This is a genomic window from Sphingopyxis sp. H073 (assembly GCF_001468395.1).
GTDB lineage: Bacteria > Pseudomonadota > Alphaproteobacteria > Sphingomonadales > Sphingomonadaceae > Sphingopyxis.
Genome location: NZ_LNSG01000002.1, coordinates 538,878 through 551,640, shown reverse-complemented (window position 1 = coordinate 551,640; position 12,763 = coordinate 538,878). Strand labels below are relative to the sequence as shown.

12 protein-coding genes are annotated in these 12,763 nt (G+C 51.0%); all 12 read left to right on the top strand.

What is annotated here, in order from left to right; all coding sequences use genetic code 11:
* Positions 1-134 precede the first annotated feature (134 nt).
* Entirely contained in the window at positions 135-578 is a 444-nt protein-coding gene (locus ATE64_RS05590; protein ID WP_058457396.1) for a hypothetical protein, read from the top strand.
* Between the two features lies 1 nt (position 579).
* Positions 580-912, top strand: a complete 333-nt coding sequence (locus tag ATE64_RS05585; protein ID WP_058800154.1) for a hypothetical protein — start codon at positions 580-582, stop codon at positions 910-912.
* 18 nt (positions 913-930) lie between these two features.
* Positions 931-1,341, top strand: coding sequence for a hypothetical protein (locus ATE64_RS05580; protein WP_058457398.1), 411 nt, complete (start codon positions 931-933; stop codon positions 1,339-1,341).
* A gap of 6 nt (positions 1,342-1,347) precedes the next feature.
* Complete coding sequence (locus ATE64_RS21525) at positions 1,348-1,695, top strand: HK97-gp10 family putative phage morphogenesis protein (RefSeq protein WP_156416481.1); 348 nt, start codon at positions 1,348-1,350, stop codon at positions 1,693-1,695.
* Between the two features lie 78 nt (positions 1,696-1,773).
* The gene (locus ATE64_RS05575) at positions 1,774-2,220 is read left to right on the top strand and encodes a phage tail tube protein (RefSeq protein WP_058457399.1); all 447 of its coding nucleotides are present in this window, start codon (positions 1,774-1,776) and stop codon (positions 2,218-2,220) included.
* A gap of 80 nt (positions 2,221-2,300) precedes the next feature.
* Positions 2,301-2,669, top strand: a complete 369-nt coding sequence (locus tag ATE64_RS05570; RefSeq protein ID WP_058457400.1) for a hypothetical protein — start codon at positions 2,301-2,303, stop codon at positions 2,667-2,669.
* A 251-nt stretch (positions 2,670-2,920) separates the two neighbouring features.
* Entirely contained in the window at positions 2,921-5,398 is a 2,478-nt protein-coding gene (locus tag ATE64_RS05565; RefSeq protein ID WP_058457401.1) for a hypothetical protein, read from the top strand.
* The gene (locus ATE64_RS21520) at positions 5,395-5,727 is read left to right on the top strand and encodes a hypothetical protein (protein WP_156416480.1); all 333 of its coding nucleotides are present in this window, start codon (positions 5,395-5,397) and stop codon (positions 5,725-5,727) included. Before ATE64_RS05565 ends, ATE64_RS21520 begins: the two co-directional genes overlap by 4 nt.
* Positions 5,727-6,236: a hypothetical protein gene (locus ATE64_RS21515; RefSeq protein WP_058800153.1), complete on the top strand. Its 510-nt coding sequence runs from the start codon at positions 5,727-5,729 to the stop codon at positions 6,234-6,236. Before ATE64_RS21520 ends, ATE64_RS21515 begins: the two co-directional genes overlap by 1 nt.
* A gap of 3 nt (positions 6,237-6,239) precedes the next feature.
* Complete coding sequence (locus ATE64_RS05560) at positions 6,240-7,016, top strand: NlpC/P60 family protein (protein ID WP_058457402.1); 777 nt, start codon at positions 6,240-6,242, stop codon at positions 7,014-7,016.
* 31 nt (positions 7,017-7,047) lie between these two features.
* Positions 7,048-8,976: a hypothetical protein gene (locus ATE64_RS05555; protein WP_058457403.1), complete on the top strand. Its 1,929-nt coding sequence runs from the start codon at positions 7,048-7,050 to the stop codon at positions 8,974-8,976.
* Between the two features lie 4 nt (positions 8,977-8,980).
* Positions 8,981-12,589, top strand: a complete 3,609-nt coding sequence (locus ATE64_RS21510) for a hypothetical protein (RefSeq protein WP_156416479.1) — start codon at positions 8,981-8,983, stop codon at positions 12,587-12,589.
* Positions 12,590-12,763: the final 174 nt, after the last annotated feature.

The window sequence follows — 12,763 nt, the reverse complement described above, 5'->3', positions numbered from 1 at the left end:
AATGATCTGTTCCTCGGTAAACCTCTTGCGCTTCATCGTCTGTCCTTCCTTCAGGCCAGACTCTAATCGCTCGTGGAGGAAAATCAGGGGGTCACGTCACAGGGCATATACCCCATCTCATTACCGCCGCACGGATGATTTCAGACAATTGGTGGTTCAAAGGCGAGCTTGCGGACGAAGACCAGATATTGGCTTGGCCTCGCAAGAACGTCCCTGCTGCTCGTAAGGTCGTTACCGCTGCCAGCATAGCTGCGATGTTTGGCTATCTGGACGAGGCGCAACAGCGCGTCGCCTATGAGCTATATCTGCTCAACCCTGACTTGGCTGGCATGGAGTATCTGCCAGACGGGACACCACAGGACGTTAGGCGCGCACAGGCTTACCTAGCGGCCTTCCTCGTCAAGGGCATCAACCTATGGGACGATACCAAATACAACGCTGAGCGGGTCAAGCTAGGCAGCATGGAGTTATCCAACCCCAAGAACGCCGTCGCAGAAGCAGACATAGTGTTTCAAGCCCTAGCTAAGCTAGGCAGCTTCAAAGGCTCCAGCATCGTCAGAGCGGGCGGATCGCGCTGATATGGCAGATTGGAGTAGCTTTGCAGGCTTAGCTAGTAGCCTCATTAACGGCCTAGGTGACACAGAGGTCACAATCAGCCGCGTCGTCAGTGGGTATGACCGCAATCCAGCCGCGCCAGCAAGCTGGACAGGCATGGGCGTGTTCAACTGGCAAAAGAGCGTCTTGCGCGATGGCTACTGGATCAAGGTCAGCACGGTGACAATCCCGCTGCCAGACGGCTTTGTTCCAAAGCTAGGCGATACCGTCACAGCCAACGGGAATAAATGGACCGTCAAAAGCATCATAGAGGGAGGCGTTGGCCAGCCCTTATATTACGAATTGGAAATATCATAATAAGGGGACGTTTATCGCGTGGAACCGACAGAATCATTAGCATACTTTATCGCTGACAGCCGACACGACATTCCCGCTTGGGACAGCTACTTTGCTGCAAACAATTGGATCAGAAGCGGCCTTCCTGACCTAGATCAATCAGGCCCACAACTCACCATAGATGGCGGCGAGTTCACCACAGTTGAGGACATAAAAGGCGAGTATGTGGAAAACACATTCGTCAAGGTGTCCTTGTGGTTTGAGAAGCCAGCCAACAGCAAAGATGAGCTTGATGAGGCCAAGGCCATATCAGCCAATATGATGCAGTTTCTGCACGAACAAATTACACCAGAAGGCATTAGAATTGAGGGCCAAGGTCGCGACGTTAGAACCGACCTAGAAACTGGCCTAGGCCGTATCATCATGTCTTTCCGTTTGATGGAGGTTTGATGGCAAGTGGCACTGAAAGGCATCAACGGACTTAAACGCAGAATCGGCAGCGTAAAGCGCGCAATAGAAAATGATCTATTCGAGGATGCGGGCAGCGAATGGGTTGAGCAGGATTTCAAACCCGTAGCCAAAGCTGAATGTCCTGTCGGTGAAACAGGCGATCTACAAGAGAGCATCGACGGCGCGGTAAACCAGAATCAAATCCGCGTTTATGCGTCTGCTCCTTATGCCTCGTATGTCCACGATGGCACCGCAAAAATAGAAGCAAATCCATTCCTACAAAGAGCCTTTGAGCGCACCCGCCCAAAGCTGTCTGCTCGTATGCGTCAGAAGCTCAGAGATGCCAACAGGTAGGGTCGAAAGGATAAATAATCACAGATAGCCGATGTGGTCGCTGGAAGGCCACCAATAATAATAAGAGGAAATATAAACATGGCCGTATCAAAGCGCGAATTAGGAAAGGATTTCAGATTATATATCGGTGCTACTGCGGCACCTGCGAATGACACCAGCTTCCTTAAAGTAGTCAACGAAAACAACCTATCAATCAAAAAATCAGCCGACGTTCAAGAGGACAGCACCAAGGAGATTGGTGTCCAAAATAATCCCGGGGATGAAACATACGAAATCACTTTCGATTTCAATCAGAACTTCGAGGACACAGGCATGGCCATCTTCGACGATGCGTTCAACACACCTTGGGCATATCAAATCAGATACCTTGGCGAAGTATGGCTTGAAGGTGACTTCATCCTCAGCGAACTCGAATATAACGCAGAGTCAAAGAACACCATTTCTGGCTCAGGCACATTGGTCAAAGCTGGCGCAGTCACCATGTCAAATCCACCACGAGCATTGGTCACAGGTGGCGGTGCATAAGCACACATAAAACCGGATGAGTGGGTTCAGGGAGGTGGCCCACTCACCGACATATCGCATTTACAAAAGGAAGAATTCAAATGGCATTAAAAAACAGAATCGGAACAGCCGTCTATGAATATGATGGCGACGTTATCACCCTTAGGGCAGAGCTAGACGCTATCAACGCATTGGTCGAAAACACAGGCATACCGTTCTACGAATATATGACCAACCACATTACCGACCCGCAATCTATGGCAAAGATATTCTACTATTTCCAGTCAGGATCAGATTATAGCGAAAATGAGATATACGCTGCATTCTTCTCAGACATAGAGGTATGGCAAGACAGCCAAACTACCGAAAAGCTCGCAAAGGTCGGGGCTATATTGATGGGCGTTGATTATCAAAAGCGCATTAAGGACGTGAAGGGCAACACTAAAAAAAAGCCGGAACCTCAAGTCTAAAGGAGCATGAGGCGGCGATAATCTCGCTGATACACCGCTTCCATTATACACCTGAACAAGCAGGTTCTGTGTCATGGTCTGAATGGCTTTTAATCGTCATCGGACAACAGGAAATTGAAAGCGAGGATGACGAACCAGTGATTGAATCACTCAACGAGGCAACAGCCTTCCTGAGTGACAAACCCATAGCACCTAAGCGGCCTTCCAGCAGATAAAATAAATACAAAAAACACCGCTGGAGGACGCCCTGTTTGGCACAAGAAGTATTAGAATATAAGGTATTATCAGACGTCCAAGATGCTCTCCGCGATCTAACCAGATTTGATAGCAAATTAGACGACACAGCAACGAACGCGCAGCAAGAGGCGAAGAAGATCGTCGATGCGTTCGATAAGGTCGATGCCCACAAATTCAAAGCCGATTTCATGTCGGGTTTCAAAAGCCAATTCTCAGAAATGGGACTGTTGGCCAAAGGTGGTGCGGCTGACCTTCAAGGTGCGTTTGCCAGCATGGCTCCATCTATAGGCGGGTTCGGCAATATCCTGTCAACGCTCACACCAATGCTCAATCCAGTTGCCATTGGCGTCACTGCTATTGGGACAGCCCTAATCGGTGGCGCAATGGCCGCTACTCAGATGGCAGACGAGCTATCAGATACAGCTAACAATCTAGGCGTCACAACCGGCTTCCTCCAACAGATGAATGGCACGGCATTAGCTGCCGGTGGTTCTGCTCAGGCGTTCCAGAACTCATTTGCCAAAATGAACCAGACTGTCGGTGATGCAGTCCTAGGAAATGAGAAGGCAAATGCGTCATTCGCTGCCCTAGGTGTCAGCGTCAAAAATGCCGATGGCTCGGTCAAATCAGGCCAACAGATATTTGAAGAAACACGGACTGCATTAGCTGGCGTTGCCTCTGACACAGAGCGCGCCGCATTGGCACAAGACATATTCGGTAAGGGGTCAAAAGAACTCGCCGGATTGTTGAAAATGTCGACCGCCGAATATGAAGCCAGCAGACAGGCTATACGTGACTACGCAACTGCCTCAGACGAATCTATCCAGTCAGCCGCGGGCTTGACCTCATCAATGGAAATGATCGGCAACGTCGCGCAAGCTGGCATCATCGACGCATTCGCCCCTGTAGCTGAATTGCTGTCAGATATGGCCAATGCAGCAATCCCATATCTAGCAGCCGCATTCGACGCTCTAGGTGTAGCCATAGACGTTATCGTCGTGGTGTTTAGAACGCTCTGGGACATTTTCGGAACCATCATCGAAATCGTCTATGACGTAATAGCCAATTTCACCCCTCTAGGTCAGATTATCCAATGGGTAGCTCGTCAGGCGAGCAGCACAGGCAGCACCTTTGGCAGCGTGATGAGCGGAATGCAGCGCGCCGCCGCCGCAATGGTCGGCACGGTGATGAGCGTGTTCAAGCGACTGTCAGCCTATGTCCACAACGCCGTTGCGGCGATGAACAACTATGTAGCTGATTCCTTCTTAGGCAGCGTTCTAGGCGTGAATAAGATGGCATACCGCGATGCGGGTGCAGAAGGGGCGTTAGCATACAAAGAGGGCTACGACCGCGTTATGGGCATTGGCAGCAATGTCTTTGGCGGTGATCGCGATGGCGCCGATCCCGGTTCACAAGCACCATCTGGCCGTGGTGCCAAGGGCGGTGGTGGCAAGAAGGGCGGCGCTGGTAAGGGCAAGGAGAAAAGCCAAGCCGACAAAGATGCTGAGAAGGCAGCTCGTGAAGCTGAGGCAGCGCAGAAGAAATACAATGATGCCCTCGATGACTATGCCACCAAGACACGCGAGGCTTCATACAGCGAGACACAGCTTGCTATGGTGGAGGGCCGTCGCAAGGCTGGCCTTGATACCAACCTCGATGTTCAGAATGAGCAGACCAAAGCCGTCGATGCTGCCGCATTGGCATATTACCGTCTGATTGCTGCCAAGAAGGCTGTTGAACAGGCTGAGCAGACCAAGAAGCAAGTCGCCACAGAACATGCCAACAACGAGTTAGGCGAGCTTGAGCAGGAAGCCAAATTAGCCGAGTTGCGCGGCAATGCTACGTTGGCTGAGCAGCTACGCAAACAGGTCCAGCAAGAACGTCTGGCGCTCAAGATAGCTGAAATAAATGCCGATGAGAAACTGGACGAGGGCCAGAAGGCAATCCTCGTATCTGACGAGCAGCGCAAGGCGAATTTAGAGGAGCAAATTGCTCTCCAACAACAGCAGAATGATGCGGTCGATACGATGGCTGGATTCCTCTCTGATTTGTGGGACGATCCAATGGCCACAATGAAGAGATTTTTTGCCGATTTGATGAAGAAACTCCTTGAAGCAATCCTACGAGCAGCATTGCTAGGGGAAAAACTCGGCGGTGGTGGTGGTATAGGTGGCCTCCTAAAAACTGCCATCACAAGCGCAATTGGCTTTAGGGCAAATGGCGGAAGCGTCAGCGCAAACAAGCCATATATCGTTGGTGAACGTGGACCAGAATTGATGGTGCCAGGCCGTGCGGGGCAAGTGCTTACAAACCGCAAAACATCAAGGCTTATGGGTGGCGGTGGTGGCGTGACCTTAGCGCCAGTTTACCACATACAATTATCTGGCGATGCAGCCGTCAATGCTCAGACATTGGCGCAGATTAAAATGAGCCAAGCGCAGCAAAATGCCCAAATTAGATCACAAGCAAATCAGAGGGGGTGGCGCGGATGACAGCATTACCACAACAGAGCAAAATGTCGGTGCCGATCGACTGGCAAGGCACCACGCAAAAATCGAATATGTCTGCGGCTGGATATGACCTTTCAGTCACCATAGGCTGGCGTCCATATTCTGAAACCGCAACCCTGCGATGGACGCTCCCAAAGGCCGACGCATTGGCTTTGATTGAGACATTTCAGGCAACCAATTTCAACGGGGTTTATGATTATACCTGTCTGTTCCGTGGCGCGATCAAGATCAGGCTGACGGGCGAATACTCATACAACGAGGTTAGAGGGACACAGAAGGCAACGGTGACAGCAGGAGTGAAACGAATTTAATGACAGAATTGAATACGCTTACCTATGAAAGATATATCCAGTTTCTCCAAGTCGATTTGACCGCGTTTTCCCTGCCAGTTTATCGCTTCGTTGATACTACGAATTTCTCAGGCTCATTGCCAGAAACATCAACGATAACCCACCAAGGGTTTAGCTGGACATGCTACCCCTTCCAAGTTGGCGGCTTCCAACGAGGCGGCGAAAACCTAGTGCGCCCATCAATCCAGCTTTTCGATTATACGGGCGAGCTATACGCCACATTGCGGACTGCCCGCTTTGGTGCTGGCGCTCCTATCACCTTATTCCGCGCATTCGCAGAGGACGTGATTGCAGGGGTCAACGGCCCATTTATGCCAGAGCGTTATGTGTTGGTGAAGCCATCTAAGACAGGCGCAACTCTCGACCTAGAACTAGCAACCCACTTGGACTTCGCGACACGCAAATTCCCCGGCTTCATAATGACGCGCGAGGATTATCCCGGCTTAGGTAGCGCCATCCTTAGAGGCTAACCTATGGTCGATTATATCAGGCAATTGCCCAAGGCATTATGGGAACAGATTAGGCCGATCTTCCACAAGGCATATCCCAACGAGGCTGTTGTCGCTGTCTATGGTGACACCTTCGTCCAGTTGGAGAACATATCCCCAAAGCCGATGTTCTATTTCCAGCTTCGCCCTGAGGATGAGGCCCGCATACTGACAGACAAGCCCGACTTGCTGCTCCATTCCCATCCACACGGCAAATCAGATGCGTCTGACGAGGATAGCGCCCAGCAGATAGCTACAGGCATCAATTGGGGCATCGTGGCTGTCGTGGGCAATGCCATAGGGGACGTTTACAGCGTAGCCTATCCTGAGTGCTGGGGTGATGGCCTAGACATTCTCCCGCTCGTCGGGCGCTCCTTCAAATGGGGCATACGGGACTGTTGGACCCTTGCCCGCGATTATTACCGGCTAGAGGGGTTCCAGCTTCAAAACGTGCCACGCGCTGCCGATCCAGCCAAATATCCTCAGGGTCATCCTCAGAGCGATCCTTTCACCTACTGGCCACCTAAAGTCGGCTTCAAGCCAGTCAGGCCACATGAGCGCAAGGTAGGTGATTTCGTCGTTATGAATCTGAGGTCATCACGACCAAACCATTGCGCTGTCTATCTAGGTGAGAGCCGATACCTTACGCAATTCACCGACAGATATTCTGAGGAATGGCAGGTTAAAAACGAGCAGTCGTTGATCGAGCAATGGAGTTTCGAGTTCTATCGACTACCCGAGCGAAAACGAACATCAAAATAAATACGTGAGCGCACAAATATGAGGCTCACAGATGTTCATCAAACTCCATTTCTATGGGATATTTAAGGATTTACTGCCCAAGGGCAAAAAGCGTCCGCATACAATCTATGCTCGCACCACAGGAGAAATCCTCTCCTACCTAAAGCAATATGACGTTCTAAACGATTATATCCGCTTCAACAAATTCCAAATCCGTGTTGGCAAAACGCTCAAAAAGAGCCGTTTCCTAACCGCTGACGAATTGGTCAAATTGGAGTTGCCAGAAGGCAGCAACGTCCATTTTGTCCCTGTCGTATCAGGCGGTGACTTCATCACAGGCGCAATGCTTGTGACTGCTCTAATTTCCGCCGCTGTTGGCATTGCCGTCAGCTTGATTATGAGCCTCCTTTTCCCGCCAACAGTCACAACGCAGGATGATAGAAAATCCAAGCTCTACCAAGGTGGATTGGTCACACAAAAGGAGGGCATACCTCTAAACTATATCGCTGGCTTGGACGTGCTTTGCGGGTCCAACTTAATCGAAGGAATGGTGACACACACAAACTCAGGTGGTGGCAGTTCAACGACAGTGCTGTCGGAAGAATGGATAAACAACAAATTGGAGCAAAGTCGCCTCTATGGGTTCGGTGAAAACTCTGACGGATATAACCTACTAAATGACCGCGTAAGCGGTGCAAAAGGCGGCGGCAAGACAATCAAAAACACCATATTCACCGATGCCACTTTGAGCGCATTGGTTGCGCTAGGTGATGGCCCAATTGGTGGCATTGTTGGGGCCACAGATGATGACAAAGAGAAGAATATCTACATCAACGAATTGCCGTTGAGGGACCACGGCACAGGCCAAATTCAATTCCAAGGGGTCAAGTGGGAAGAACGCATAGGGGAAGAGGGCCAATCCCCAATTCTAATCACTCCATTCGTTGCAAACAATTTCGATGCCACCATAGAACTCAAGGCGGGTCTTGGGAACGCGATTGAGATTCCTGTCACAGACGCATCGGTCAACCGTGCGCTAATCAAACTAGCAGTCAATGGCCTCGTCCAGACAAGCAAAAAGGGCAACCAATCCAGCACCAACATATCGGTCGGATTGGACGTTAAGCGCGAGACTGACGCAAGCTGGACGCCAGCAGTCACTAATTTCAACTTCACAGGAAAAACCTCTGACCCAATCGTCCTAGAACGCATCATCTATGCGCCACCGCCAAAGGGCGATGAGTCTTGGATATCCGCTGGACGCTTGAAGGCTGTTGGCAGCACCACCGTCACCCTAGACCATTCGTTCCTGCAGGAAGCCTATGAGGCTTATGACCTTTGGTGCGTCGTGGGCAACCAGCTTGTCATCCGTCCGATCGCCACCGTGTCAGAAGATACAGAAACAGACGTGGTGACGGTCAGCACCACCGATATGGTCCCATATTTGCCGTTCGGCGTCGTCAGGCACGATGGCACTCAGCCTGTCTGGTTCCGCATCATGGAAATCATTGACGCAGGGAGCGGCACCTATCAGGTGAACGCTCGTCGATATGCTCAGGGCAAGCATGAATGGGTCGAAGGCAACGTGCCTGTCCCATCTGTTCCGTTCACAGATTACAATACCACCGGCTTTTTGCCTGCTCCAACCAATCTAAATGTCTCCCATCAATTCGAGACAGATGACGTGCTTGGACCAATCCATAATCTGACATTTAGCTGGAAAAAAGACAGCACCAATCCAACCCTCATGCTCAGCCGATTTTACGCTGAAGTCTATACGCCATTGGGGCAATGGGTTGAGCTTTATGAGGGCGGTTCGACGCAATGCCAACTGCATAACGCTAAGCCCGGACGCTATGTGTTCTCCGTCAAAGCTATAAATACATATAACAAAAGCAGCGAAGTCGCGTCCATCGTTTATGACCTTGAATTTGGATCAACAGGAGATGTGCAGCCGCCCATATTCATAGGATTAAACTAAGGTAATGGTATCAGCCACATTCACAGGAAATTCGTTAGTAGTCACATTCGAGGAAAACCCAGAAAACAAGGCGGAGTTGCGATACGAAATCGAGTATCAATGCGCCAACAAGGTCGTTCCTCATGCCATCGACCAGAATGCGAACACTGGCATTAATCCCGAAAATGGAATGCGGATTTATACCGACACGCTGCTCTATGAGGAACACGTCACAGCCGGTTTAACCAGAACGCCAACGATCAGATTATATACCGTTGATGCCAACGATAAACGCTCTGGTGCGTTCACTGTGGAAGCGTCAAATCCGGCACCTTCTGCACCTTCATTCCAATCAGAGGTGTCCCATAATCTCATCATAATGAACTTCTATCCGGGGACTGACTCGGACTTTGTGGGGTATCATGTTTGGGCAAGCGAAACCTCACCTGTTGCTAAAACCTCCGAAAACGAAAAGGCATTTGGTCCTAATCCAATCGTCAGTTTCAAGGCTGAGCCAGCCACCACCTATTATGTCCGATATAGCGGATACGATGCGTTTGGTGATGATGGTGCGATTGAGAACGAAGTCGAGATAACAACACCGACTGACCCTGCTCAGGACATATTTTCGGAATTGAATGAGGAATTGGAGGCGGCTCAGGAGCAGCTTGCCGACCTTATCGAGACATATGGTGACACAGCTTCTGCGTCTGCTTCTGCTGCCGCCGCTCTTGACGCCAAAAATGATGCAATTGATGCTGCAACCGCAGCTAGTGCATCTGCTTCTTCATCAAGCGCAAATGCTCTTGTTGCGATCAGGGCAGCAGCCGCATTGTTCCCGAATGATTTTAGAGACGATGGAAAATACTTCTCAGGTGACCTCAACGGTGAATTTCCTGCCGATCTAGGCGGGCCAGACACATTCGTAACCGTCAGCGGTATTGGTCGAGTTTTCACATATAACAGCTTTGGGCAGGTTTGCACAAAAGGACTTATCAAGCCCATAACTGGCCGTCGATACAGGGTATCTGCTCGGCTTCGTTGCACCGTTGATGCATCAAACGGTGGAGGCGTTTTTGCTGCCGTCGATTTTACTGGGTTAAATGCATCATTCAACGTCGAGACAACACTGGGAAGCCACGGCGTTTTGCACGGCGTTGCCAGCGACAACATAACGGTTTCGGATGGTTGGATAACGCTCAATCAGGACTTTGCTCCTAACTCAATTCCGAACGCTTGGATTCGTCCAAGGGTGTATTTCAATTGGGGTAATGGCGGGACAAACGGCAACAGCCTCATTCAAGTCTCTTCATTGACGATAAGGGACGTCACTGAGGAATATCAGGCAGAAGTATCAGCCAGTGTTGCCAGTGGTGCTGCGGTCGATGCGTCAGATTCTGCGTCATCTGCTGCCACTAATGCCAGCTTATCCGCTACCTACTCCACCGCTGCCCAGAAGGCCGCTCTAGCATCAAAGCCAACCACATTTGAAAATGGTCTGCTTTACCATGTTGGCATCGGTGACGAGGTTAATCCTTCCAACGCTGTTCTAGGGACAGACCCAACTTACGGCCCATATTATCAAGTTAGCAATACGGCCGGTTATGGTGCCGTCGCGTGGAAAACTCGCGTCCCGACTACCAACGGGAAAAAGTGGAAAGTGCGCGCGCTCGTCCAGCACGTCAGCGGGACAGCAGGGCGCATTCAGCTTCGCATACAATACTTTCCATCGGTCAACAGTGGCAGCTACGTCACCGCAACGGTTTATGGCGATCCAGTTTTATCATCTTCAACCCCCGTTTGGATTGAAGCTGTCCTAACATCAACCAATGCTGGAGCATTCATCACCCCCTGCGTGGTGATGAATTATCCCGCGCCATATACCGCTGCTCAGCGTGTCTATGCCCTAGAATTGATCGACGTTGACGCAGCAGAAATTGCCACAACACAGGCAGGAATTGCCACCACACAGGCCACTCTAGCAAACGATAAGGCGGCAGTCGCAACCACCCAAGCCAACCTGTCTGCCGCATATGCCACAACAGCGCAGTCGAATGCTCAGACATTGGGGCTGACACCAAATGCTCGATTTAATTCGGGGATGGATAGCTGGTTTGCTGTCCACACTGATCCAGCGTCTGGCCCTCCGCTACGTGGTTCGTGGAATGCGAGCTTTCAAGGTGCGTCTGGCGTCTGGGTTAGCAACACAGGCACCAATCCCGGCAGCTATCTATACTCAGCCCTAATACCAATCGACACTAGCAGAAAATACAAGATCAGAGGGCGGGTATATTCCAGCGGGCATTCAGGAAATATCTACATCGGGGCAACATCACATGATGGAGCGGGTGCGGCGATCGGAGCGAATACAGGGCATAATTACATTGTCGGCTGGGCTCCAGCCACCAAGGCGGCTGGCTGGTATGACATAGAAAGCCAAGTCCTAACTGGCGAAGGAATCAACGCAGACACATCCAACTGGTGGCGCGGCGGCACGAAGCAATGTCGCATCCTTGCTTTCCTGAATTACAATGGCGCAGCGTCACAGGTTTGGGGGTTGGATAGCCTCTGGTTAGAGGACGTGACCGAAAGCGAAAGTGCCGCAACGTCGGCCAGCATATCCACCACACAAGCTGCGATTGCCACCGCCCAAGCCGGTGCTGCTCAAACCAGCGCCGTTCTAGCTGCCAGCATTGGGCAGAGCAGCCTCAACAAAGACCCTGCGTTCGTCAACTGGACGGACCAGTATAATCACGCGACTTGGTATAAGGCAGGGACCAACAGCGCGGGGACGGCCCTTGAGCGGGTAGCTGGCAACAACAAGAACACGAACAGCCCATATTCAGCGCAGCTACAGCAAGGAAATGGAACCGCGTTCAACTCGATCTGGGCGCCACAAATGCGCGTCCAGCAAGGCTCATGGTATGTCGTCTATGTCGAAGCTGAAATGGGCTCAGGCTCATGGGCTGGCTCTGGTGTTCTCGTTTCATGGAAGAATGGCAGCAACGGGGAAATCTCAGTTTCAAAGCTGGACTTCAACACTGACATTACAACGGACGGAACCACAGCAGGGTCAGCAGGATCAGGCTACGGCAAGAAAGTGTGGTCCAAGCTGGTCCAAGCCCCAGCGGGTGCCGAGTTCGCCGATATGGGCATCTGTGGCGCATACCAATATGGTGTCTTTGGATATAGCACCGCTACGAACCCATATAAGTGGTTCAACGTCTTCAAAGCTGTTTTCCGAAACGCTGACCAGACAGAGGTGCGGGACAAAACCGTTCTCGCTCCTATGGAAGCAACGGTTGCCACTCATTCAAGCGTCCTCGCGACACACGACACGAAACTGGCCTCCTACCTAACGCGAGTAAGCGCGGGCGCAGGCACAGCCGAATTGAAGCTGACTGCCTTAGATTCAGGTGGATCAGCAGCATCACAAATCAGCCTAACAGCCGATGAAATTAAACTCGGCACGACAGGAGGCGGTCTAACCATCAACAGCGGAGTTGCCACCTTCAAAGGGGAGTTAAATGTCGGTGGAACATCAGGTGGCCGCGTCAATATCTTCAAGAACGTGATAAAAATCTACGATGACAGCGGAAACCTCGTTATGAAAATGGGCAACTTGTCCCTCTGATTACTAAATACAGTATGGCATTTGGATTGAGATTATACGACCCTGCAACGGGCAACATCACGTTGGATATAACCGACGATACGCTCAAAGATATGAGCGCATATTTCAACGACAACATCACATCAACAGGAAACATCAACAGCGTTCCTTTGACGAGCAATAGCGTTGTCGTGG

Coding starts and splice junctions, on each gene's coding strand:
- ATE64_RS05560 (WP_058457402.1), top strand. CDS start 6,240: ATGGTCGATTATATCAGGCAATTGCCCAAGGCATTATGGGAACAGATT.
- ATE64_RS05585 (WP_058800154.1), top strand. CDS start 580: ATGGCAGATTGGAGTAGCTTTGCAGGCTTAGCTAGTAGCCTCATTAAC.
- ATE64_RS05575 (WP_058457399.1), top strand. CDS start 1,774: ATGGCCGTATCAAAGCGCGAATTAGGAAAGGATTTCAGATTATATATC.
- ATE64_RS21520 (WP_156416480.1), top strand. CDS start 5,395: ATGACAGCATTACCACAACAGAGCAAAATGTCGGTGCCGATCGACTGG.
- ATE64_RS05570 (WP_058457400.1), top strand. CDS start 2,301: ATGGCATTAAAAAACAGAATCGGAACAGCCGTCTATGAATATGATGGC.
- ATE64_RS21510 (WP_156416479.1), top strand. CDS start 8,981: ATGGTATCAGCCACATTCACAGGAAATTCGTTAGTAGTCACATTCGAG.
- ATE64_RS21515 (WP_058800153.1), top strand. CDS start 5,727: ATGACAGAATTGAATACGCTTACCTATGAAAGATATATCCAGTTTCTC.
- ATE64_RS05555 (WP_058457403.1), top strand. CDS start 7,048: ATGTTCATCAAACTCCATTTCTATGGGATATTTAAGGATTTACTGCCC.
- ATE64_RS05590 (WP_058457396.1), top strand. CDS start 135: ATGATTTCAGACAATTGGTGGTTCAAAGGCGAGCTTGCGGACGAAGAC.